The organism is Streptomyces sp. P9-2B-2 (assembly GCF_030406865.1).
GTDB classification, from domain to species: domain Bacteria; phylum Actinomycetota; class Actinomycetes; order Streptomycetales; family Streptomycetaceae; genus Streptomyces; species Streptomyces platensis.
Map to the genome: position 1 here is coordinate 3,929,356 of NZ_CP129126.1, position 24,456 is coordinate 3,953,811.

The 24,456-nt window shown below is 71.3% G+C and carries 16 protein-coding genes; 5 read left to right on the top strand and 11 right to left on the bottom strand.

What is annotated here, in order from left to right:
- Positions 1–212: 212 nt before the first annotated feature.
- The 4 genes from QT196_RS17020 to QT196_RS17035 all read right to left on the bottom strand — a co-directional run bounded on the left by QT196_RS17020 (position 213) and on the right by QT196_RS17035 (position 8,280).
- Positions 213–3,839: a tetratricopeptide repeat protein gene (locus QT196_RS17020; RefSeq protein ID WP_290355193.1), complete on the bottom strand. Its 3,627-nt coding sequence runs from the start codon at positions 3,837–3,839 to the stop codon at positions 213–215.
- Between the two features lie 126 nt (positions 3,840–3,965).
- A complete protein-coding gene (locus QT196_RS17025; protein WP_290355194.1) occupies positions 3,966–6,614 on the bottom strand; it encodes a bifunctional FO biosynthesis protein CofGH in 2,649 nt (882 codons plus the stop codon).
- 133 nt (positions 6,615–6,747) lie between these two features.
- Complete coding sequence (locus QT196_RS17030) at positions 6,748–7,146, bottom strand: VOC family protein (protein ID WP_168479786.1); 399 nt, start codon at positions 7,144–7,146, stop codon at positions 6,748–6,750.
- A gap of 309 nt (positions 7,147–7,455) precedes the next feature.
- A complete protein-coding gene (locus QT196_RS17035; RefSeq protein ID WP_168479788.1) occupies positions 7,456–8,280 on the bottom strand; it encodes a TIGR03619 family F420-dependent LLM class oxidoreductase in 825 nt (274 codons plus the stop codon).
- A gap of 173 nt (positions 8,281–8,453) precedes the next feature.
- On the opposite strand from QT196_RS17035, the gene QT196_RS17040 reads away from it, so the two are divergent.
- On the top strand, positions 8,454–9,974 hold the full coding sequence (locus tag QT196_RS17040; RefSeq protein WP_290355195.1) for a CehA/McbA family metallohydrolase: 1,521 nt from the start codon (positions 8,454–8,456) through the stop codon (positions 9,972–9,974).
- A gap of 184 nt (positions 9,975–10,158) precedes the next feature.
- Here the strand turns inward: QT196_RS17040 and QT196_RS17045 are convergent, their stop codons facing one another.
- From QT196_RS17045 to QT196_RS17070, 6 genes are all read right to left on the bottom strand, one after another.
- Positions 10,159–11,619, bottom strand: coding sequence for an aldehyde dehydrogenase family protein (locus QT196_RS17045; protein ID WP_290355196.1), 1,461 nt, complete (start codon positions 11,617–11,619; stop codon positions 10,159–10,161).
- Entirely contained in the window at positions 11,616–13,355 is a 1,740-nt protein-coding gene (locus tag QT196_RS17050) for a D-aminoacylase (RefSeq protein ID WP_290355197.1), read from the bottom strand. The genes QT196_RS17045 and QT196_RS17050 overlap by 4 nt, the downstream gene beginning before the upstream one ends.
- 29 nt (positions 13,356–13,384) lie before the next feature.
- Complete coding sequence (locus tag QT196_RS17055) at positions 13,385–14,509, bottom strand: LLM class flavin-dependent oxidoreductase (protein WP_290355198.1); 1,125 nt, start codon at positions 14,507–14,509, stop codon at positions 13,385–13,387.
- Between the two features lie 127 nt (positions 14,510–14,636).
- Positions 14,637–15,422: a glucose 1-dehydrogenase gene (locus QT196_RS17060; protein ID WP_266738499.1), complete on the bottom strand. Its 786-nt coding sequence runs from the start codon at positions 15,420–15,422 to the stop codon at positions 14,637–14,639.
- 46 nt (positions 15,423–15,468) lie between these two features.
- Positions 15,469–16,380: a TIGR03619 family F420-dependent LLM class oxidoreductase gene (locus QT196_RS17065; protein ID WP_290355199.1), complete on the bottom strand. Its 912-nt coding sequence runs from the start codon at positions 16,378–16,380 to the stop codon at positions 15,469–15,471.
- Positions 16,381–16,611: 231 nt separating this feature from the next.
- On the bottom strand, positions 16,612–17,835 hold the full coding sequence (locus QT196_RS17070) for an amidohydrolase family protein (protein WP_290355200.1): 1,224 nt from the start codon (positions 17,833–17,835) through the stop codon (positions 16,612–16,614).
- Positions 17,836–18,093: 258 nt separating this feature from the next.
- On the opposite strand from QT196_RS17070, the gene QT196_RS17075 reads away from it, so the two are divergent.
- From QT196_RS17075 to QT196_RS17090, 4 genes are all read left to right on the top strand, one after another.
- Complete coding sequence (locus QT196_RS17075; RefSeq protein WP_290355201.1) at positions 18,094–21,027, top strand: BTAD domain-containing putative transcriptional regulator; 2,934 nt, start codon at positions 18,094–18,096, stop codon at positions 21,025–21,027.
- A 215-nt stretch (positions 21,028–21,242) separates the two neighbouring features.
- Positions 21,243–21,545, top strand: coding sequence for a hypothetical protein (locus QT196_RS17080; RefSeq protein ID WP_085925799.1), 303 nt, complete (start codon positions 21,243–21,245; stop codon positions 21,543–21,545).
- A 245-nt stretch (positions 21,546–21,790) separates the two neighbouring features.
- Positions 21,791–21,985, top strand: coding sequence for a hypothetical protein (locus QT196_RS17085; RefSeq protein ID WP_168479814.1), 195 nt, complete (start codon positions 21,791–21,793; stop codon positions 21,983–21,985).
- Between the two features lie 249 nt (positions 21,986–22,234).
- The gene (locus QT196_RS17090) at positions 22,235–23,788 is read left to right on the top strand and encodes an AMP-binding protein (protein WP_290355202.1); all 1,554 of its coding nucleotides are present in this window, start codon (positions 22,235–22,237) and stop codon (positions 23,786–23,788) included.
- 77 nt (positions 23,789–23,865) lie between these two features.
- On the opposite strand, the gene QT196_RS17095 is transcribed toward QT196_RS17090, so the two are convergent.
- The gene (locus tag QT196_RS17095; protein WP_168479818.1) at positions 23,866–24,348 is read right to left on the bottom strand and encodes a MarR family transcriptional regulator; all 483 of its coding nucleotides are present in this window, start codon (positions 24,346–24,348) and stop codon (positions 23,866–23,868) included.
- Positions 24,349–24,456: the final 108 nt, after the last annotated feature.

The following is a 24,456-nucleotide window of genomic DNA, read 5'->3' on the forward strand; positions in this document are numbered from 1 at the left end:
AGCGGGGGCCGCAGTCGCGGACGCTGAGGCCGTCTTGGCGGGCGGGTGGCACGGTCGCGGCTGGAGGCACGGTCCGGGTCGGTGCGGGGCCGGTCGGTGGCAGGGTCCGGACGGGTCCGGTTCAGTGGGCTCTGGGGGTAGCACCGCCCACCCAGGCCGCCTGCTCGCCCGGGACCGACCGTCACCCGGGCCGTGGTCACCCCGGGCCGCCGTCACTCCGGGACGGCAGCCGTCGCCCGCAGGTGGCGTATCAGCCCGCTGCGTATCGCTTCCAGTCGCTCAGTATCCACGCCCGGCAGAAGCACGAGATCCCGCAGCCCGAGTTCGGTCTCGGCAATGGCCTCCCATGAGCCGCCGTCCAACAATTCCGCAATGAGGGCCTCGGTCCCCGACCAGTCGCCGAGGGCACATCGGACGAGGATCGCGACAGACTCCGTCGATATGAGAGCCGTCTCCAGGAGAGGGGTTGGCGCGGAGGGGGCATTGCTGCCGTGCAGAGCGGACGCGCGGTCGGGGTTGGTGATGGTGTTGGCGTCGCGGTCAGGGTCGGGGGCAGTGACGCGGGCGGTGGCGGTGACACGGATGGTGCCGGTGCCACGACCGGTGCCGATGTTGCTGTCGCTGCCACTCCCCGTGGGGCCGTCACCGAAGGCCCGGGTAAAGCGCTCGTCGGCTCTCAGCGCCACCCAGGCACCTCCGGCCGTGAACGCGGACGCGGCGGCATTCACGTTGCCGTCCACGGGCGCAAGCATGGCCCCGGCCCCTGGCCCAGTCGCGCTTCCGCCAGGCATGGCGGCAAGCAGCGCCGTCTCATACCGGACAACCAGCCCGGCGTCCGGATCGCCGCCCGAGGTGGAATTCATGGCCTCCCAGGCGGCCTCGAGCGCCTCACGTGCCGCGTCCAGGTGGCCGGTCCGGCGCAGGCAGCCCGCCTTGAGGGACAGGAGGGTGGCGGTGGCGGACGGGTCGGCGTCGGCGAGGGCGCGGTTGAAGCCGGTGAGGGCGCGGCGGGTGTCGCCTCGTAGGAGGTGGGTTTTGGCGCGGCGGGCGAGGGTGTGGGTGGGGGCGTCGCCGAGTTCGAGGGCTCGGTCGAAGTCCGTCAGGGCTTCGGTCAGTCGGCCGGTGAGCAGGTTGATCGCTCCGCGGGTGGCCGTGAACCGGCTCGAATCGGGGGTGAGGCGTAGGGCGGTGGAGAGTTCGGAGCGGGCCTCCTCGGTGCGGTGCAGAGCTGTCAGTGCCAGGGCGCGTTGCCAGTGGGTGTGGCCGTCCACGGGGTCCAGAGCGATCGATCGGTCGAGGTCCGTGAGGGCCTGTTCGTAGCGGCCGAGGTGGCCGCATACCGCGCCGCGCAATCGCCACACCCTGGCGTCGTCCGCGTCGAGTTCCAGGGAGCGGTCAAGGGCTGCCAATGCGTCGTCGTGGCGGTCCAGGGCGTGCAGTGCGGTGCCGCGGGCCCGGTGGGCCCAGGCGTAGTCGGGGTCGACGGCGAGGGCCCGGTCGGCCTCGAGGAGCGCTTGCTCGTGCCGGCCGCTCTCCAGGCAGGTGTGGCAGCGCTCCGCCCATACCCAGGGGTCGTTCGGCTGGAGTTCGGCCGCGCGTCCGAGGGCGTCGAGGGCTTCGTCGTGGCGGCCCATCACCCGCAGGGTGATCCCCCGGCGGGCGTGGGCCCAGACGTAGGTGGGATTGGCGGCGAGGGCGCGGTCGAACTCGGCCAGGGCGAGGTCGTACTGTCCCGTGTCGCGGTAGGCGGCGCCCCGTTCGGCCATCGCCCAGGCGTAGTTCGCGTTGATCTCGATGGCGTGCTCCAGGCCGGCCAGCGCTTCCTCGTGGCGGCCGAGGCGGCGCAGACAGACGGCGCGGCTGGCGATGCTGAAGGCGTGACGGGGTTGCCGGGCAAGGGCCCGGTCGAACTCGGTGATGGCCTGCTCATAGCGGCCCAGGAGGCGGTAGGCCTCGCCGAGTTGGGAGGCGGCTTCCAGGGAGTCCGGGGTGATCTCCAGGGCGCGGGTGTAGTCCTCGGCGGCGCGCTCGAAGCAGCGCATATAGCGGTGGGTCAGACCGCGGCCGAGCAGGGCGGAGGCGTTGCGCGGATCGAGTTCCAGGCAGCGGTCGAAGTCGGCGAACGCCTGTTGCCAGGCCTCGGCCTTACGGTGTTCGCGGCCTCGGACGTGGTGGATGCGGGCCTGTCCGTGCACATCGAGGCCGGGGTGGCCGAGCAGCGCGGTGAGGATCGCGATCAGGCCGCCACCGTCCTCGGTGAGCGCGGTGGTCATACGGTGGCCCCAGTCACGGACCTCCACAGCCCCGGCGTCCTCACCGGCCTGGCGGATGGTCTCGGTGACTCTGCGCACGGCGGTCGGCGCGTGTTCGGCGGCGTCCAGGGTGTCGGACAGCGCCGGGGTGAGGGACGGCTGCGGGTCCGCGCAGAGGGAGTGGTAGATCTCCCGGAGCCGGTGCTCCAGTTGGCGTTCGTCGGACCAGGAGTCCGCGGGATTCGCACCGGGCGCGTGGTCCGTGCGGTGGCGCCGGGCGGCCTCGGCGAGACGGCGGTGCCGGGCCGTCCAGGTCTGCGGTGATCTGCGGCGCTGGAGGCGCAGCATCGCCGTCCGCACCACCTCGTGGTACTGCCATCGCCCGGCCCGGTCGGCGACGAACGGCAGCCCGCACAGCCAGCCGAACTGTTCGGCGGCGGCCGCGTCCACCACGGCCCGGAAGATGTCCTCATCCACGTGGCGCGGCAGAGCGGCCGCCAGTGCGGCCTCCCGGCGCACCGGGTCCGTCTCCCATTTCAGAAAGCGTTCGACGGCGGTGTCGCTGGGGTCGTCGACGGCCTCGACGGCGCGCGGGCGGTTCTCGGCGAGGGTGGAGACCAGCACCGGCAGGCCGCCGGACAGCCGCAGGATCACCTCGACGACGCGCTCGTCGGTGATGTCCCTGGTGGCCAGGAACTGGCGTGCCTCGTCCTCGGTGAAGGCGTCCAGCGGCAGATCCGTCACGCAGTCCAGGCAGTCGGCCCAGCAGCGGCGGTCCAGCGCGGTCTGGCCGGCCAGCGTCACCACCACGTTGGGCGCCAGCGGGCCGTAGCGATCGCTGACCAGGACGTCACACAGCCAGATGTCGAGCAGCGGGCCCGTCCGCTCATAGGTGTCGAAGAAGAGTGCCACCGAGGGCGACTCGTCCGCGATGGCGCTCACTTCACGGACGAAGACGGGCGTCAGGACCTCCAGCGGCGCCATCACCAGCTGCACCTCGTCATGGCTGCGCAGCCGGGCGCTGAGCAGACCGCGCAGCCGGTCGGCGCCGCGCGCCACCTGGCGGGGGTCCAGCCCTCCGGTGAGGGCGCCGACGCCGGGTAACAGCCCCAGGCCGGCCAGCCCGGCCTGGGCGGCGATCATGCTGCCGGGCGACGGGGCGGTCCCCTGGGGGTCGTCCTGGTCCGCCGGGCCGGGCGCCGCCTCCGCGGTGCCGGCCGCCGCTTCGGCCTCGTGGCGGCGCTCCCGGTAGGTGGCGAGCAGCTTGTCGAAGACCTTCAAGGGGTGGCCCTGCGCGGCGAGTTGGCCACTGATGGCCGCCATGGCCTCGGGGACGTCGTGCACCGCCTCGTCGACATACGCGGTCGGCGCGCCCTGCCCGCGCGCGGCCTCCTCGAACTGCCGGACCAGTGACGTCTTGCCGACGCCGGCCTGGCCGTGCACATGGAAGAGGAACTGGTGCGCCGGATCCTCCACCGCGCGGGCGAAGTTGTCCCGGAAGGCGGCGATCTCGCCGCGCCGCCCGACGAACCCCTCCCGCCGCCGGAGCCGGATCAGCTCCTGCCGCGAGAGCCTGTTGCGTGCCATCGAGTCCACCCCCTCCGCCCGGCGTTCGCCGCGGTGCCGGCAATTCCGCCCTGCTCCCGCAGATTAGCCGCCGGCGGCGGTGCGGGAAGGGGGCTGTGGATAACCGCGGAGGGCGGCCCCCACCGGCTACTCCACGACCGGCAGCAGCTCCGGCAGATGTCCGTCCGACGCGAGGGCGGCGGCCTGGCGTTCCTCGCTGACCGGGGCGTAGGTCGTGGTGCGGGGGCGGGCCGGGCGGCCGGCGAGGTCGGCGATGGCGATGAGGTCCTGGATGGAGCGGTAGGAGCCGTAACTCGAACCCGCCATCCGGGAGATGGTCTCCTCCATCAGGGTGCCGCCCAGGTCGTTGGCGCCGGAGCGCAGCATCTCGGCGGCGCCGTCCGTGCCGAGCTTGACCCAGCTGGTCTGGATGTTGGTGATGTGCGGGTGCAGCAGCACCCTGGCCATGGCCGTCACCGCGCGGTTGTCGCGGGTGGTGGGGCCGGGGCGGGCGATACCGGCGAGGTAGACGGGGGCGTTGGTGTGGATGAAGGGGAGGGTGACGAACTCCGTGAAGCCGCCGGTCTCCTGCTGGATTTCGGCGAGCAGGCGGAGGTGGCCCAGCCAGTGGCGGGGCTGGTCGACATGGCCGTACATCATCGTCGAGGAGGAGCGGATGCCCAGCTCATGGGCGGTCTTGATGACCTCGACCCAGGTGGCGGTGGGCAGCTTGCCCTTGGTGAGGATCCAGCGGACCTCGTCATCCAGGATCTCGGCGGCGGTGCCGGGGATGCTGTCCAGACCCGCGGCCTTGGCCTCGCTGAGCCACTCGCGGACGGACAGCCCGGTGCGCGTCGCACCGTTGACGACCTCCATGGGCGAGAAGGCGTGCACATGCATACCGGGGACGCGTTCCTTGACGGCGCGCGCGATGTCGAAATAGGCGGTGCCGGGCAGGTCGGGGTGGATGCCGCCCTGCATGCACACCTCCACCGCGCCCACATCCCAGGCCTGTTGGGCGCGGTCGGCGACCTGGGAGAGGGAGAGGGTGTAGGCGTCGGCGTCCGTGCGGCGCTGGGCGAACGCGCAGAAGCGGCATCCCGTGTAGCAGACGTTGGTGAAGTTGATGTTCCTGGTGACGATGTAGGTGACGTCGTCGCCCACGGTGTCGCGGCGCAGCTCGTCGGCGATGGTGCAGAGCGTGTCCAGGGCGGGCCCGTCGGCGTGCAGCAGCGCCAGGGCCTGCGCGTCGGTGAGCCGGGTGGGGTCGTCGGCGGCCTGCGCCAGGGCCTGGCGTACGTCGGAGTCGATGCGCTCCGGTGCCATCCCGGGGGCCGCGGCCTCGCGCAGCGCCTCCCAGTCGCCGTAGACCTCGTCGAAGTCGTCGCGCCGGTCGGCGGTGCGGCCTTCGGTGTCGATGGTGTGGTGCAGGTCCGTACGGCCCGAGGAGCTCATCGTGAAGCCCTCGTCGGGCTCCTGCCAGGGGCGGCCCACCACGGGGGCGTCCTCGATGGCCAGGCCCGTCTCCGGGTCGGCGAGGGCGCGGACGTGCGGAAGCAGGCGGGGGTCGAGCCAGGGCTCACCGCGCTGGAGGAACTCCGGGTAGATGGGGAGCCGTTCCCGCAGTGCGAAGCCGGCCGCGGCGCAGCGCTCGGTCAGCTCGTCGATCTGCGGCCAGGGGCGCTCGGGGTTCACATGGTCGCGGGTCAGCGGGGAGACGCCGCCCCAGTCGTCGATGCCGGCGTCGATGAGCAGCTGGTATTCGCCGTCGACCAGGTTGGGCGGTGCCTGGATACGGGTCGAGGGGCCCATGATGTGCCGGGCCACCGCGATTGTCGCGGCCAGCTCCTCCAGTTCGGCGTCCGGCATTCCGCGCATCGCCGTGTCCGGCTTGGCGCGGAAGTTCTGCATGATCAGTTCTTGGATGCCGTGGTAGGCGCGCTGGATACGGCGCAGCGCGAACAGGGACTCGGCGCGCTCCTCGTACGTCTCGCCGATGCCGATGAGCAGCCCGGTGGTGAAGGGGACGTTGGAGCGGCCGGCGTCCTCCAGGACACGCAGCCGGACGGCCGGTTCCTTGTCGGGCGATCCGTAGTGGGGACCGCCGGGCTCGCTCCACAGCCGCTCGGCGGTCGTCTCCAGCATCATCCCCAGGGACGGGGCGACGGGCTTGAGCCGCTGGAAGTCCGTCCAGGACAGCACCCCGGGGTTGAGGTGCGGCAGCAGGCCGGTCTCCTCCAGGACGCGGATGGCCATGGCGCGGACGTACGAGAGCGTGTCGTCGTAGCCGTGCGCCTCCAGCCATTCGCGGGCCTCGGGCCAGCGGTCCTCCGGCTTGTCCCCCAGGGTGAAGAGGGCTTCCTTGCAGCCCATTTCGGCGCCGCGGCGGGCGATGTCCAGCACCTCGTCGGGCGACATGAACATCCCGTGGCCGTCCCGGCGCAGCTTGCCGGGGACGGTGACGAAGGTGCAGTAGTGGCACTTGTCCCGGCACAGGCGCGTCAACGGGATGAAGACACCGCGCGAGTAGGTGATGACCCCCGGGCGGCCCGCGGCCTCCAGACCGGCGTCCCGCACCCGGGCCGCCGAGGCGCACAGGTCCCTGAGGTCCTCGCCGCGCGCCTGAAGCAGCACCGCGGCCTCGCCGGCGTCCAGCGCGACACCGTCGCGGGCCCGCTTGAGCGCGCGGCGCATGCCGTTCGCCGTGGGGCGGCCCGCGGCGGCGGCCCCGGCGTTCGTCTCGCGGTCGGTCCCTTGGTCGGATGCCTGGCCGGGTACCTGCGCGCTGGAAGTCATCCTCCGAGCATACGAGCGCCCACCGACAGCCCCGCCGCCGGAGAAGGGGCCGTTGCTGTGCCGCTGATCACTGCGGACAGAGGTTCCGTCAGGGCATGGAGAGGGCACTTCCCGGCGGCGGCGCACCGCACGCTTACATGCTTGCCAGCAGCTCGTCGGAGTACGTCCTGGTCAGGAACTCCATGTTGTGGCCGTCCGGGTCAAGGATGTAGACACCGCGGCCGCCGTCGTGGTGGTTGATCTCCTGAGGCTTGGTGTGCATGGGGTCGGCCCAATAGGAGAGCCCGCGCTCCTCTATGCGGCCGAAGATCCCGTCGAACTCCTCCTCGGTCACCAGGAACGCATAGTGCGTCGGGACGAATTCGCCGCCCGCGACATGCTCGGCGTAGTCGAGGGCCACCCCGTTGTCCAGCTTGAGGGCGGCGAAGGGGCCGAACGCCTTGGGCTCGGGCGCGCCGAGCAGACCGGCCAGGAACCGGGCGGAGGCGAAACGGTCGGTGCTGTGCACGATCGTGTGGTCGAGGCGAGGCATGGGGTCTCCTTGATCTCTCTGGTCCCGTGCTCGGCGTGGGCCCCTGATCTGCGGAATCGTGCGGACCGTGGCTCTTCCGGGACCGTGGACCGTTCTCCGTGGACCGTTGAAAGCGGGTGGTTCAACCAGCCCTCACCTCCGACGCTACGACTGGACGGGGCGGGCGCGAATCGGCCTCCGGTACCGGTCCCGGGGGCGAGGGCCTTACACCGCTGGTCCTAGGGCGTGTCCGGTCCGGGCGCCCTCCACCAAGCCGTCAAGCGGCCCGTCCGCCGTCGTCACGCATCCGGTACGGCACGCTGCCGTACGTCACAGGAACTGCGCGAAGTCGTCGAGCGTCCGCAGTACCTCCGCCTCCCCGGCCGGCGGCAGTTGCAGGACCACCTCTTGCAGTCCCAGCTCGCGGTAGTACGCCAGCTTCCCGGCTGACGGATGGACCGCATACGGGACCACCACCGGCTCCCCCGTGCGCCCGGCGTCCGACCACGCCTGCCGTAGTACCGGAAGGGTCTCGGTCAGCCCCCGACCGCCGATCGGCAGCCACCCGTCCGCGTACGCGGCGATCTGCCCGAAGAGCTTGGGTCCGGCTCCGCCGCCAAGGAGGATGCGTGGCGCGCCGTGGGCCGGCTTGGGGTGCGCGAAGGACGCCCGTACGGACCCGAAGGCGCCCTTGTACGCGGTCGGTTCCGCGGCCCACAGGGCGCGCATCAGCGCCACCCGGTCCCGGGTCAGCTCCCGCCGGGTCGACCACTCCACCCCGTGGTCGGCGGCCTCTTCGACGTTCCAGCCGTAGCCGATGCCCAGGGTGAAGCGGCCGCCGGAGAGGAAGTCGAGGGTCGCGATCTGCTTGGCGAGGTCGACCGGATCGTGCTGGGCGACCAGGGTGATGCCGGTGCCGAGGGCGAGCCGCTCGGTGACAGCGGCGGCCTGGCCGAGGGCGATGAACGGGTCGAGGGTGCGGCCGTACTCGCGGGGCAGCGGCTCGCCCATGGGGGCGGGGGTGTCCCGGCCGGCCGGGATGTGGGTGTGCTCCGGGAGATAGAGGCCGGCGAAGCCGCGCTGTTCCAGCTCGCGGGCCAGCCGGTCCGGCCGGATCGTCTCGTCGGTCAGGAAGATCGTGGTCGCGATCCGCATGCTGGGAACACCTCCGCGTAGGGCGTGTGCGTGACCGCATGTTGCCTCACCGCCCGACGGTTATCCACAGCCCTTTCCCTCGGTGTCACACCCGCGTACAACAGTTTTCACGCGGTGCGACGAGCCGGCCGCGACGCGGCACTCATCCGACACGACATGACGCGGGGGCGGGGATGGAACGACGCGATGTTCTGAGACTTTCGGCGGTTGCGGGCGCGACGGGCGCGCTTACGCTCGGACGTGTGAGCTTCGCCGACGCGGTGCCCACGGACGGGCGGTCCGGAGGTGGGCCGGGCGAGCAGACCCGGCGGGTCACCGGCCATCTGCCCACGGGCTCACCCGACTTCGTGTACCTGCCGGTCGAAGTGCCGGGCGGGGTGCGCGAAATCGCCGTGGCCTACCGGTACGACAAACCCACCGTCCCGGAGGGCACGGCCGGGAACGCCTGCGACATCGGCATCTTCGACGAACGGGGCACCGACCTCGGCGGCGCCGGCTTCCGCGGCTGGTCGGGCGGGGCGCGTACGGAGTTCTTCCTGCGCGCCGACGAGGCCACCCCCGGCTATCTCCCGGGCCCCGTCAACCCCGGCACCTGGCATATCGCCCTCGGCCCGTACACGGTCGCGCCGCAGGGCCTGTCCTACGACGTCACGATCACTCTGAAGTACGGCCCCCAGGGGCACACACCGGCGCCCGTCCATCCGCCGGAGCGCGCCCGGGGCCGGGGCCGCGCCTGGTACCGCGGCGACAGCCATCTGCACTCCGTGCACTCCGACGGCAAACGCACCCCCGCCGAGATCGCCGCGCTGGCCCGCGCCGCCGGGCTGGACTTCATCAACACCTCCGAGCACAACACCACCTCCGCGCACCGCGCCTGGGAGGGGCTGTGGGGCGACGACCTGCTGATCCTGACCGGCGAGGAAGTCACCACCCGCAATGGGCACGTGGTCGCGATGGGCACCGACCCGGAGGTCTTCATCGACTGGCGCTACCGGGCCCGCGACAACGCCTTCGGGAAGTACGCCCGCGCCATCCGGCGGGCCGGGGGCCTGGTCATCCCGGCGCATCCGCACGCCACCTGCATCGGCTGCAACTGGAAGTTCGGGCTCAATGAAGCCGATGCGGTGGAGGTCTGGAACGGGCCGTACACCCCCGATGACGAGGTCACCCTCGCCGAGTGGGACAACACCCTGGTCGCCCATGTCCAGGGCCGCGCTGACTGGCTGCCGGCCGTCGGCCACAGCGACGCCCATCGCGACCCCGATGTCGTCGGCCTGCCGCAGACCGTGGTGCTCGCCGACGATCTCTCGCGCCGGGCTCTACAGAACGGCATCCGGGCCGGCCGGGTCTGGATCGCCGAGTCGTCGAAGGTCGACCTGGCGTTCTCCGTCACCGGCGAGCGGGGCGAACACGCCGGAATCGGCGAGCGGCTGGCGGTCTCCCGTACGGCGAAGGTCACCGCCCGGCTGACGGTCTCCGGCACCCCCGGCTGCACGGCCTCCTTCGTCACCGACCAGGGCCGGCTGTACTCCACCACGCTGCCACCCTCCGGCGACGGCACCGTCAGCTGGCAGACCACCCCGGATTACGCCGCCTACATACGCGCGGAAGTCCGCCACCCCTCGACCACACCGGGCCTGCCGGGCCCCATGGCGGCGATGACCAACCCGGTCTTCCTGGGCCGCTGGGGCTGAGCCCGGCGGAGCGCACGGGCGAACGTGGGGGCGGGGGGCGGTCCGGCGGCGGAGCAGCTTGGCCAGGTGAGCGACCAGATCCGGAGAGCAGCCAGGTCAGCCCAGCGCCCAGGGGCAGCCCCCCGCGCGCCCGCCCCTCACGCCCTCCTCGCCCCCAAGCCCCGCCCCCGGCCAGGCCGCCCCCTCACCCCGGCCAGACGATCGACTGAAGCTCGCTGTACGCGTGCAGCGCGTACGAGCCCACGTCGCGCCCCACCCCGCTCTTCTTGAAGCCGCCGAACGGCGCTTCCATGTTCCGGCCGACCGTGTTCACCGCGACCCCGCCGGCCCGCAGCTGCCGGGCCACCCGGAAGGCGCGGGCGATATCGCCGGACCAGACGTAGTCGATCAGCCCGTAGTCGCTGTCGTTGGCGAGGGCGATCCCCTCGTCCTCCTCGTCGAAGGGCAGGACGACGACGACCGGGCCGAAGATCTCCTCCCGTACGACCCGCATGTCCGGGGTGCAGTCGGCCAGCAGCGTCGGCGCGACATAGAAGCCGCGCTCCGGAGCGGACGGCCGTTCGCCGCCCGCGACGACCCGGGCGCCTTCCTTCCGGCCCCGCTCCACATACGACTCGATCCGGTCGCGGTGTGCGGCCGAGATCACCGGCCCGACCACCGTGCCCGGCGCGCGCGGATCGCCGACCGTCAGCCGCCCGAGGTACCGCGTCAGCCGCTCCACCAGTGCCTCGTACACGCCTCGCTGGGCGAGCACCCGGGTCGGCGCCGTACAGATCTGCCCGCTGTAGAAGGAGTACGTCGTGCCGATGCCGGCCACCGCCGAGTCCAGGTCCGCGTCGTCGAAGACCACCGCGGCGCCCTTGCCGCCCAGCTCCATGAGCTGGCGTTTCATCCCGCGGCCGCACACCTCGGCGATGCGCTGCCCGACGGCCGTGGAGCCGGTGAAGCTCACCATGTCCACGTCCGCCGCGTCCACGGCCGCCGCGCCGACCTCCGGGGAGGCTCCGCTGACGACGTTCACGACGCCCGGCGGCGCCCCGGCCTCCGCCAGCGCCGCGGCCATCCGGTACACCGACAGCGGGTCCTGCGGGGCGGGCTTCACCACGACGGTGTTGCCCATCGCCAGCGCCGGGGCGATCTTGCCCGCCGGGTTGGCCCACGGGTTGTTGTACGAGGTGATGCAGGTGACGACGCCGACCGGCTGCCGTACCGCCAGGGCGCCGAGCACGCCCGCCTTCCCCATCGGCCCGGCCTCGTTGATCTGCGGCGGCAGGCCCTGCTCCACGGGCTCCAGAGCCCCCTTCGCATACCGCCGGAAGCGCGCCACCCCCACCGCGACCTGCATACCGCGCGCCGTGCCGGTCGTCGCGCCGCTCTCCGCCTGCGCCACCTCGGCGTGCGCCGCGAAGTCGCGCTGCATCACCTCCGCGGCCCGGTCGAGGATCGCGGCGCGGCGCTGCGGCGGCGTACGGGACCAGGCGGGGAAGGCCCCGGCCGCCGCGGACGCCGCCGCGTGCACCTGCTCGCGGCTCGCCTCGGGCGCGAGCCCGACGACCTCCTCCGTCGCCGGGTCGATGACCTCGTAGTGGCCGCCGTCGGGCTCGGCCCATTCCCCACCGATGAACAGCCGGCCTGCGTGGCTCACTTCGTGCTCACCGTCCTCGTGTCCCGCCCCGAGCGCAGTACCGTGCCCGGGACCGCGCCGGTCACCACGTCCTCGCGGATCGTCTCGACGCCGTTGACCCAGACCGCGTTGATGCCGATCGCCCGGGAATCCAGGCGCGGGCTGTCGCCGGGCAGATCGTGGACGAGGGTGGCCTTGTCCGCGTCGATCCGCACCGGGTCGAAGAGCACGAGGTCGGCGTGCCAGCCCTCCTCGATGCGGCCCCGCTCCCGCAGCCCGAAGAGCTGGGCGGGGTCGTCGGTGAGCATCTTCACGGCCTGCTCCAGCCCCATCAGCTTCCGGCCCCGCAGGCAGTCGCCGAGAAAGCGCGTCGTATACGGGGCGCCGCACATCCGGTCCAGGTGCGCGCCCGCGTCCGAGCCGCCGAGCATGACGTCCTCGTGCTGCCAGGTCTCGGCGCGCAGCGTCCAGGAGTCCGGGTCGTTGTCGGTGGGCATCGGCCACAGGACGGTGCGCAGCGCGTCGTTGGCGCAGATCTCCACCAGGCACGCGAACGGCTCCTGGCCGCGCTCGGCCGCGATGTCCCGTACGACGCGGCCGGTCAGGCCCTCGTTCGCGGCGGAGTAGGTGTCCCCGATGACATAGCGGCCGAAGTGGGTGAGCCGCCGGAAGACGCCCGCCTCCTTGCTGTCGGCGCGCCGCAGCATCTCGGCCCGGACCGCGGGGTCGCGGAGCTTCGCGATCCGTTCGGGGACCGGCAGCCCCAGGATGTCGCCCCATCCGGGGATCAGGTTCAGGGCACAGAAGGTGCCCAGGGACATGTTCATCGGAGTGAGGATCGGCATCGTCAGGGCCACGATCCGGCCGCCGGCCTCCCGGGCCCGTTCGCTGGCGATCAGCTGCCGCGGCACCCGTTCGGGCACCGCCGCGTCGATGGTCAGCACATTCCAGTTCAGCGGGCGCCCGGCGGCCGCGCTCATCTCGACGAGCAGCTCGATCTCGGCGTCGCTGAACTGGTCGAGGCAGCCGGCCACGATCGCCTCGATCTGGGTGCCCTCGTGCGCGGCGACGGCCCGCGACAGCGCGAGCAGCTCCGCCGGCGCGGCGTGCCGGGAGGCGACCGGCTGCCCGTCCCCGTCGGAGTGGGTGGCGGACTGGGTGGTGGAGAAGCCCCACGCCCCGGCCGCCATCGCCTCGTGGAAGAGCGCCAGCATCCGCTCCAGCTGCTCGGGCGTCGGCTGCCCGCCGATGGCGTCCTCGCCCATGACATGGCGGCGCAGTGCGCAATGCCCCACCATGAAGCCCGCGTTGACGGCGATCCGCCCCTCCAGGGCATCGAGGTACTCGCCGAACGAGCTCCACGACCAGGGCGCCCCCTCTTCGAGCGCCACCAGGGACATGCCCTCGACCTTGGCCATCATCCGGCGGGTGTAGTCGGCGTCGGCGGGCCGCGCCGGGTTCAGCGGGGCGAGCGTGAAACCGCAGTTGCCGCCCGCCACGGTCGTCACCCCGTGGTTGAGCGAGGGCGTGGCGTACGGGTCCCAGAAGAGCTGGGCGTCGTAGTGGGTGTGCGGATCGACGAAGCCGGGGGCGAGGACGAGCCCGGTGGCGTCCTCGCTGCTCCGCGCCTCTTCGGTGATGGTGCCGGGCGGCGCGATGACGGCGATACGGCCGTCGCGGAGGCCGACATCGGCGGTGTACGAGGGCGTGCCCGTCCCGTCCACAACGGTCGCGCCCTTGATCAGGTGGTCGAGCATGGGGTGCGCCCCCTTCCCCTCGGCGGAATTCAGCTGCCCGTGGCCTGCCGGAACCGGGCCGTGCGGTGCACCGGATCGGTGTCGATCTTCGGGATCACGTGCTCGCCGATGAGCTTGACGGTGTTCATGGTGTCCTCGTACGAGACCCCGATCGGCAGCCCGAAGCTCAGCTGGTCGGCGCCGGCCTGCTCCCAGCGCCTGCACTGCCCGAGCACCTCGTCCGGGTCGCCGCAGATCATCAGCTCCTCGGCGATCAGCAGCTCGATGATCTCGGTGGTGTAGTCGGGCAGCAGCTCGGGCCACTCGGGGATGCCCTCGGGCCGCGGGAAGGTGTCGTGGTAGCGGAAGACCAGCGACTGGAGGTAGTTGAGCTCTCCGTTGACCGCGATCTCCACGGCCTTGTCGTGCGTCTCGGCGCAGATCGCCGTGGACGTCACCATCACGTTGTCGTTGACGAAGTCGCCGATCGGCTCGGCGTCCCGGATCGCGGTCTTGTACTGCTCCAGCACCCACTCCATGTCGGAGACCTTCTGGACGCTGAAGCCGAGGACTCCCAGGCCCTTCTTCGCCGCCATGGCGTACGAGGCCGGCGAGCCGGCCGCGTACCACATCGCCGGGTGCGAGGCCCCGTACGGCTTGGGGAAGATCTTGCGCGGCGGCAGCTGCCAGTGTTTGCCCTGGAACCCGACGTACTCCTCCTGGAGCCACATCTTCGGGAACTCGGCGATGGTCTCTTCCCAGATCTCCTTGGTGTGGTTCATATCGGTGATGCCCGGCAGGAACCCCAGGATCTCGTGGCTGCCGGCGCCCCGGCCGCTGCCGAATTCGAAGCGGCCCTCGCTGAGATGGTCGAGCATGGCGACCTTCTCGGCGACCTTCACCGGGTGGTTGACCTGGGCGAGGGGGTTGAAGATCCCGGAGCCCAGATGGATGCGTTCGGTCGCGTGGGCGAGATAGCCGAGGAAGACGTCATTGGCGGAGAGATGTGAGTACTCCTCCAGGAAGTGGTGCTCGGACGCCCAGGCGTACTTGAAGCCGGACTTGTCCGCCTGGATGACGTACTCGGTCTCCTCCATCAGCGCCTTGTGCTCCGCGAGCGGGTCGGTCTCGGCCCGCTTGCCCACATATCCCTGTACAAAGAGCCCGAATTCCAAGGAGGTTCACCGTCCCTGTGGCTGTATCCGAACCAGGTATCTGACGCATCGTCAGATTCGATGTGCCGACTGTTCCACCGCGCCCGGAGAGCGTCAAGAGCCGTCACCGCACTTGCCTGACATGCCGTCAGAAGACGCTGACCCCCGCCAGCCACCCGCCGTCGACGACGAACGGCTGCCCGGTGATGTACGACGAGTCCTCGCAGGACAGGAAGAGCGCCAGCTTGGCGACCTCCTCGGGCTGCCCGATCCGCCCCAGCGGCACCAGCTTCTGGTAGAGCTCGTCCACGGCCCGCTTCGACTCGGCCGGATCGACGGCCGGATCGAGCGCGGCCGGGTTGGTCATCGGGGTGTCCACCGCCCCCGGGCACACCGCGTTGACCCGGATCTTCCTGGCCGCCAGCTCCACCGCGGCGACCCGGGTCAGCCCGAGGACGGCATGCTTGGTCGCGGCATACGCGCCGACGAAGGCCATCCCGGTCAGTGCCGTGTACGAGGCGGTGTTGACGATCGTGCCGCCGCCGGCCGCCTCGATCTCCGGCGCCACCGTACGGATCCCCAGAAAGCAGCCGACCTGGTTGACCTGCACCACCTGCTGGAACTCGTCCAGCGGCGTCGACACCAGCTCGTTGAAGCGCAGAATCCCGGCGTTGTTGACCAGCCCGTCGATCTTCCCGAAGGTGTCCTTGGCCGCCACGACCGCGGCCTGCCAGTCCGCCTCCCGCGTCACATCCAGCGGGACGTACCGCGCGGACGCCTCCCCCAGTTCCTTGGCGAGCGCCTCGCCCTGCGCGTCCAGCACATCGCCGAGCACGACCTTCGCGCCCTCCGCGACGAACAGCCGCGCCTCCTGCTCACCCTGCCCGCGCGCCGCACCCGTGATGATGACGACCCGCCCGTCGAGCTTGCCCATACCCGCACTCCTCCGCTGGTGAGTTGCTCCGCGCCCGTCCGGGCCGTCAGCCGTTCAGCAGCGGCGCGACCTCCGAGCCGAACGCCACCATCTGATCGGTCAGTTCACCGCGGCTCCGGCTGCGGAACCGCACCTGGATCTGCTGCACACCCATCGCGCGGTACTCCCGCAGCGAGTCCGCGATCCGCTCCGCCGCCCCGGACAGCGTCCGCCGGCCGACCTCCCAGCCCGGCTCGCCGACGTACAGCGGCTCGGCGATGGTGCCGATCACGGCCGGCTCCCCGACGCCGGCCGCCTCCCGCAGCCGCCGCAGCCTGGTGATCTGACCGGGCAGCTGATCCCGCCGGTCGCCCTGCGGGAGCCAGCCGTCGGCGCGCTCGGCGGCCCGGCGTACGGCGGCGGGCGAGGAGCCGCCCACCCAGATCGGCGGCCGCGGCGTCTGTACCGGCCGCGGCGCCTGCCCCAGCCCCTCGAACGCGAACCGCTCCCCCGCGAACTTCGGGAACTCCTCGGGCCCCAGCGCCACCTTCAGCGCGTCGAGGGTCTCGTCCAGCACCGCCCCACGCCGCCCGAAGTCCACCCCGAGCACCTCGAACTCCTCCGCCACGTGCCCGGCGCCGACCCCGAGGATCAGCCGCCCGCCGGAGAGCCGGTCCAGCGTCGCGTACTGCTTGGCGGTGATCAGTGGATGCCGCAGCCCGGCCACCGCGACATGGCTCAGCAGCCGGACCCGCTCCGTCACGGCGGCCAGATGCGCCAGCGTGGCCACCGGGTCGTACCAGACGGTGCTCATCGCCTCGGCCAGCCGCCGCGGAATCGCCAGATGCTCACAGCAGGCGACATACGCGAACCCGCACCGGTCCGCCACCCGCGCGATCTCGACCAGATCAGCGGGCCCCGCGGCCGCCTCCCAGCTCTCCGCGAACAGCGTGCTCTGCGACTGCACCGGCAACTGCATGCCACACACCAGCCGCCCGTCCTCCGGCCGCCACACCCCATCACCCACGCCGCCCACAGGCCCCTCCAGCTATATCTGACGCACCGTCACATAGCTTGCGCGGGACATCGTGGCGCCTGGCGCGGCATCAGGCAAGGGGTGGGGCGGGCGTCCGCCGGGCATCCCGGGGCGGCGCCGGGCCGGGTGCCCTGAGGCGGAGCCCCCGCCCGGCCCTGGCCCCCGCCTACACCCTCACGCCCCTCCCGCCCAGAGCCCCTCCCCCGTCAGCCCCAGCAGCGAGATCGCGTTTCCGCGGACGATCCGCTCCACCACGTCCGGCGCCAGGTGGCCCATCTGGGACTCGCCGACCTCCCGCGACTTCGGCCAGGTCGAGTCGGAGTGGGGGTAGTCCGTCTCGTACAGCACGTTCCCCGCGCCGATCGCGTCCAGGTTCTTGAGGCCGAAGGCGTCGTCGAAGAAGCAGCCGTAGATGTGCTCGGTGAAGAGTTCGGACGGCGGGCGGAGGACCTTGTCGGCGACGCCGCCCCAGCCGCGGTTCTCCTCCCAGACCACATCCGCGCGCTCCAGGACATACGGAATCCAGCCGATCTGCCCCTCGGCGTACATGATCTTCAGATCCGGGAAGCGGTCGAACTTTCCGCTCATCAGCCAGTCGACCATCGAGAAGCAGCAGTTGGCGAAGGTGATCGTCGAGCCGACGGCGGGCGGGGCGTCGGCGGAGGTCGAGGGCATCTTGCTGGACGAGCCGATGTGCATGGCGATGACCGTGCCGGTCTCGTCGCAGGCGCGCAGGAACGGGTCCCAGTAGTCGGTGTGGATGCTGGGCAGCCCCAGATGGGGCGGGATTTCGCTGAAGCAGACGGCCCGGACGCCGCGGGCCGCGTTGCGCCGTACCTCCGCGGCGGCCAATTCGGCGTCCCACAGGGGGATGAGCCCGAGCGGGATCAGCCGCCCGCGCGCCTGCGGGCCGCACCACTCCTCCACCATCCAGTCGTTGTAGGCGCGCACTCCCAGCAGCCCCAGTTCGTGGTCCTTGGCCTCAGTGAACGTCTGGCCGCAGAAACGGGGAAAGGTCGGGAAACAGAGCGCCGACTGGACATGATTGACATCCATGTCGGCCAATCGGTCGGGCACGCTGAAGGAGCCCGGCCGCATCTGCTCGTAGGTGATGCCTTCGAGTTTGATGTCGTCGCGCGCATAGCCGACGGCCGTGTCGAGGCGGGTCAGCGGACGGTGCAGATCTTCATAGACCCACCAGTCGGCTATCGGCCCGTCGTCACCGACGGCACCCATCTTTGGAGCGAATTTTCCGCCCACGAAGCTCATTTCCTTCACCGGCGCCCGAACAATGCGCGGGCCGGTGTCCTGGTACTTCGACGGGAGCCGGTCCCGCCAGACGTTAGGGGGTTCCACCGTGTGGTCGTCCACCGAGATGATCTTCGGGAAGGTCTCCATGGCGGATACGGTAGCGCTGATCTGACGATGCGTCAGCTAGCGCGGAAGGCGGACCGAACGACAGGGGGCGCACGGAAGCTTCACCTCCACGCCCCTGCCCTGCGCCACCCCGCCTCCGTCACCGATCGTCCGAGGAGGCTTTGTGGACGGTCCGGACCCCTACTGACGTAAGCAGCCGCGACAAGGCAGACTGGCCGTTGCACACAGCGAGGTAGTGCGCACAGCGCGAACAGATGCCACACACGGCAGGGGGGCACCATGGACGACGGTCCGGGGCGGGAGCGGCTCCGCTTCACCGTGCTCGGTCCCGTACGGGCCTGGCGCGGCGCAACACCGCTGGCAGCGGGCTCCCCGCAGCAGCGGGCGCTGCTCGCCGCGCTCTTGCTGCGCGGCGGACGCACCGCCACCGCGCCCGAACTCGTCGACGCCCTCTGGGGCGACGAGCCGCCGCATGCCGCGCTCGCCGCGCTGCGCACCTACGCCTCCCGGCTCCGCAAGGCCCTGGGCGACGACGCCGACACCCTGGTCAGCGAGTCCGGCGGCTATGCGATCCGCCCGGTGGACGGCCGCCCGCTGGACCTCGACCACGATCACGCCGAGCAGTACGCCGCCGAGGCGGAGAAGGCCCGGGCGACCGGCGACCGCAGCCGCGCCCGCGAACTCCTCGACAAGGCCCTGGCGTTGTGGGAGGGCGAACCGCTGGCCGGCCTCGCGGGCCCGTACGCCGACACCCAGCGCACCCGCCTCGACGAGTGGCGGCTGTCCCTCACGGAGTCCCGCCTCGAATTCATACTGGAAGCCGGCTGCCACGCCGACGCGGTGTCCGAGCTGACCGCGCTCACCGCCGCCCACCCGCTGCGCGAACGGCTGCGCGAACTCCTCATGCTCGCGCTGTACCGCAGCGGACGGCAGGCCGAGGCACTCGCGGTCTACGCCGACACCCGCCGGCTGCTCGCCGACGAGCTGGGGGTCGACCCGTGCGCCTCGCTCTCCGATCTCCAGCAGCGGATTCTTCAGGCGGACCCGGATCTGGACGCGCCCGCCGTCAGCTTCGACACCGACCCCACCGCCCCCGCGGTGGTGCGTCCCCAGCAGCTTCCGGCCACGGTCGCCGACTTCACCGGCCGCGCCGCCTTCGTCACCGAGCTCGGCGACCAACTCGCCACCGCCGAGGGCAGCGTGATGGCCGTCTCGGCGCTGACCGGCATCGGCGGCGTCGGCAAGACCACGCTCGCCGTGCATGTGGCCCACGCCGCCCGCGACCACTTCCCCGACGGGCAGCTCTACGTCGACCTGCAGGGCGCCGGCCACAACCCCTCCGAACCGGTCGCCGTCCTCGGCGCCTTCCTGCGCGCCCTGGGCACACCCGACGCCTCCATCCCTGATGGCCTGGAGGAGCGTTCGGCGCTCTTCCGCTCCATCCTGGCCGGCCGCCGGGTGCTGACCCTCCTGGACAACGCCCGGGACGCCTCCCAGATCCGGCCGCTGCTGCCCGGCACGGAGGGCTGCGCCGCCCTGATCACCAGCCGCGCCCGCATGATCGACCTGGCCGGTGCCCATCTCGTCGACCTGGACGTGATGAGCCCGGAGGAAGCGCTCGCGCTCTTCACCCGCATCGTCGGCGAGGAACGTGTCACCTCGGAACGGCAGGCCGCCATGGCCGTCGTCGGAGCCTGCGGCTTCCTCCCGCTCGCCATCCGTATCGCCGCCTCGCGGCTGGCCGCGCGCCGTACGTGGACGGTCTCCATCCTGGCCCGCAAGCTCGGCGACGAGCGCCGCCGCCTGGACGAACTCCGGGCCGGCGACCTCGCCGTGAAGGCCACCTTCGAGCTGGGCTACAAGCAGCTGGAGCCCGCACAGGCCCGCGCGTTCAGGCTGCTGGGGCTGGCGGACGGCCCGGACATCTCGCTGACCGCGGCCGCCGCTGTGCTTGACATGGACACAGAGGACACCGAGGAACTCCTCGAATCCCTCGTGGACAGCTCGCTCCTGGAGTCCGCCGCACCGGGGCGCTACCGCTATCACGACCTGGTACGGCTCTACGCGCGTGCCTGCGCCGAACGGGATGAACACCCGCCGTCGGAGCGGGACCTGGCGATCTCCCGGCTGCTGGACTTCTATCTGGCGACCGCCGCACGGATGTACGCGCTCGAACGTCCCGGTGACCGTCTGATCGACCACATGGAGGCCACCAACTACCCGGGCCTCGTCTTCGCGGACCGTGCGGCGGCCCTGGAATGGCTGTTCAACGAGGCCGGATGCCTGCTCGCCTGCGCCCGGCAGTCCAGCAGCCCGGACACCCTGCGGCGGGCCGCCGATCTGTTACTGCTCACCAAGGACCTGGCCGAATCCGGCGCCGACGCGCTCCAGTACGAGCAGGCCAACGTCACGCTGCTGACGGCCGCCCGGGAGGCCGGGGACCAGCACGCGGAAGCGCGCTTCCACCTGGCGCTCACGTACGTCCGCACGCTGTCGGGACGGCTGGACGAGGCCGATGAGAACGCCAAGTCCGCCATGCTGCTGGGCCTTGCCTCCGAGGACCCCTACGTCTCGTCGTCCGCTCCCAACGACCGCGGGATCATCGCCAACGCGCAGCACCGGCATGCCGACGCGGAGGGCTATCTGCGACAGGCCCTGTCCGCTTTCCGCGACGACAAGAACCGGCAGGCCGAGGCCAGCGCCCTGTGCAATCTCTCCCGTGTCCATCTGGACACCGGGCGCGTGGACAGCGCGATCGACCTGGCGGAAGAGGGGCTCTCGATATACCGCCGGCTGGGGGCCAAGCGCCGGCTCGCGAACGGCATGTACGCCCTCGCTCTCGCGTACACCCAGGCCATGCGCCTGGAGGAGGCGACCGAGCAGCTGACCGCCGCGCTGGCCATCTTCAGGGACAGCCGGCAGCGCTTCTGGGAAGGGATGACCAACTTCCGGCTCGCCGAGGTCGAACTCGCCGCCCACCGTCCCGCCACCGCCGCCAACCATGCCGAACAGGCGCTCACCGCGCTGCGCGGCATCGGAGGCGATTCCTGGCGCGCCACGGTCCTGACCACCCTGGGGCGCGCTCTGCACGCCCTCGGGCAGACCGGCCGTGCGAGGGTGTGCTGGCAGGAAGCACTGGCTACGTTCGAGCGCCTGGGTTCCTCGGACGGCACCGCTGTGCAGGCACTTCTCTCGCCCACCGTGGTCGCATAAGCGCGTTCACCGTGAGGTGGACTCCGACGTTTATCGATCGTTCATCGCGTCGGGCCACTCTTATCAACATCGATCCGCCGCCTCGGGGGGCAAGCGGCTCGGTGCCCAGGCCGCACAGTTATCGTGAGCGGCCATGCTACGCCCGTCCGGCGGCCCACGGGGGAGTCGCCGGCCGGGTGACCAAGCAGTAAGCGCCCACACAGGAGTTGATCCAAGTGAACGCCGACAACAAGGCCGCCGTCCCAGGTGAGCGGGACATCATCCGGCCCATGGACAACCACCAGCCCATCAGCGGAGCCGGCGTCAGCACGCAGGTGAAGAAGTCCGAAGACCGGGATGTCCTCAAGCCCATGGACAACCACCAGCCCATCAGCGGGGCCGGTGTCGGCACGCAGGTGAAGAAGTCCGAGGACCGGGACGTCCTCAAGCCCATGGACAACCACCAGCCGATCGCCACGCCCCTGACGGACGACAATCACCAGCCCACTCCGGGGAACGGCGTTTCCAAGAAGGACTGACGCCCGTTCACCACGACTCCGAGTGAGGGCCCGTCAAACCAACGGGGGGGGTATTCGGGGGATCGCAGGGGCCGGTTTCGATGGCGCGGAGGGGATGCCATCGAAAACCGGTCCCTGCGGCTTTTTTGCCTTCCGCGGCAAACTGGCGATATTTCTCGCATTTCCATGATGATCGAACATCTGCCCGTAATTACCGCTAGCGTGTTTCGGGAACGTCAACCTTCCCCCTTCTCCGAGGAGTTGGAATGACCCACACAAAGAAGGCTTTTATTGTCGCCGGTATCGCGGCGGCCGCACTGGGCGTCGCCACGCTGCCCGCCACGGCCGACAACCACATACCCGGCCCGCCGCACTCCCTGACGGCCCAGGCCGACCACTCCCCGGCGATATCGCTGGACCGGCACGCCCCGCTGTCGCCGGCGGACAACCACATGCCCTGATCGCTCCACGGCGCGCACGCGGTATATCGCCCAGCGCCCTGGCCGCCGGTACTTGAGGCGAGGCGTCAGACAGAGCGGGGGCCGGGCTGACGCTCGGACCCCGTTGTCTCTTTCCGCCCCATGGGCCGGCGCGTGACGGATCAGCCCTCGTCGCCGAATTTTCCTCCGACCCGCATCTGACGATTCGTCAGTTCCGGTGTTACAGTGCCGCGGCACTCATCTGCCCTGCCAGCAGCCAGGAGGCGCCCCATGTTCGACCCCGCCCGTATACGGACGCTCTGGGAACTGGTCGAGTACCGCGCGCGGGTCTCGGGCGGGAAGCCGATGTTCTTCGACGGGGACGGGCGGGCGGTCACCTTCGACGGTGTGCGGGACGAGGCGCTGCGGGTGGCGGCGGGGTTCCGGGAGCTCGGGGTCGGGGCCGGGACGCGGGTGGCGTGGCAGTTGCCGACGTGGATCGAGACGGTTGTCGTGTCGTTGGCGCTGGCCAGGCTGGGGGCCATGCAGACGCCCGTGATTCCGCTGCACCGGGAGCGGGAAGTCGGCTTCATCCTCGCGGAGTCGGCGGCGGAGTTCGTGCTCGTACCGGGCGTGTGGCGGGGGTTCGATCACACCGCGATGGTCCGGAAGCTCGCCGGGGACGGGGTGCGGGTGCTCCCGGTCGGGGACGGGCTGCCCACGGCGGACCCGGCCGGGCTGCCCGCAGCGCCCTCCGGTGGGGGCAACGGGGCCACCACCTGGATCTACTACACCTCCGGCACCACCTCCGCCCCTAAGGGGGTCGAGCACACCGATGCGTCGCTCATCGCCGGTGGCGTCGGGCTGGCCACCGCGCTCGGCATGTCCGCGGACGACATCGGCTCGATCGCCTTTCCGTACGCGCATATCGCCGGTCCGGACTATGTCATCGCCATGCTGGTCAGCGGCTTTCCCGCGGTCATCCTGGACACCTTCGAGCCGGGCCGCGCGGCCGCCGTCTACCGGCGGCACGGGGTCACCATGGCGGGCGGCAGCACCGCGTTCTACCAGGCGTTCCTGGACGAGTCGCGCCGCTACCGGCAGCAACTGCCGCACGCGGGGCGGCTGATCCCCTCGCTGCGGCTGCTGTCCGGTGGCGGGGCGCCGATGCCGCCGGAGCTGTATGCGGCGGCGGGGCGGGAGCTGGAGTGCGCGATCGTGCACGGCTACGGGATGACCGAGTGTCCGATGATCGCGATGGGGACGCCGTACGACAGCGACGAGCAGCTCGCACGGACGGTCGGCAGGCCGGTGGTGGGTGCGCGGGTGCGGATCGTCCGGCCGGACGGGTCCGGGGCCGGGGACGGGGAGAGCGGTGAGGTGACGGTCGAGGGGCCGATGCTGTTCCGGCGCTACACCGATCCGGCGCTGACCGCGGAGGCGTTCACCGCCGACGGCGCCTTCCGCACCGGTGACCTGGGATATCTGCGCCCCGACGGGCATCTGGTGCTGACCGGGCGGCTCAAGGACATCATCATCCGCAAGGGCGAGAACCTCTCCGCGCAGGAGATCGAGGAGCTGGTGCGCACCCATCCGGCGGTGGCGGAGGCCGCGGTGATCGGGCTGCCGGACCGGGAGCGCGGCGAGCGGGTGTGCGCGGTGGTCACGCCCGCCGATCCGGCCGCACCGCCGCTGACCCTGGCCGGGCTGACCGCGCATCTGCGGGCGGCCGGGCTGATGACACAGAAGCTGCCGGAGCAACTGGAGACCGTCGGCGAACTGCCGCGCGGCGGGCCGCTGCACAAGGTGCTCAAGTCGGAGCTGCGGGAGCGGTATGCGGAGTAGGGCATGGCCCGGATACGGACGACCGACTGGGAAGCAGCGCCCGGGCGGGCGTGGGTGCCGGATGCCGCTTCGCGAGGTCAGGACGTCCGGGTGTGGTGGTCCAGCAGGCGGGTGAGCAGCTGTACGAGCTGGTCGCGTTCGGCCGGGCTCAGCGGTGCGAGCAGTTCGTCGTGGAGGTCGTCCAGGACCTTGTCGAGGCGGGGCAGGCGACGGCGGCCGCGGGCGGAGATCGTGATGATGTTGCGGCGCCGGTCGTCGGGGTCCGGGACCCGCTCGACGAGGCCGCGCTCGGCCAGTTCGTTGAGTACGCCGACCAGGTCGCTGCGGTAGATGCCGGTGCGCCGGCTCAGCGTCGCCTGGCTGGCCGGACCGTACTCCACCAGTGAGGCGAGCACGGCGTAGTGCCACTTGCGGGCGTCGACCCGGTCCAGCCCCTCATTGATCAGCCGGTCCGACCGCACGGTCAGCTGCGACAGCAGTCGGCTTGCCCGGCCGCGCAGCCTGTCGGGCGTCTCGCGCGCTCCGTCGTCGGGCAGGTCCGCGGCTTCGGCTCTGGTCATGGCGCCCATCCTACCCATTGCGTTAGTCCGACTAACGATATACGGTCACCCCACACCGAAAACGTTAGTGCCATAAACGTTAATTCGGTGAACACCGAGGAAGGAAGA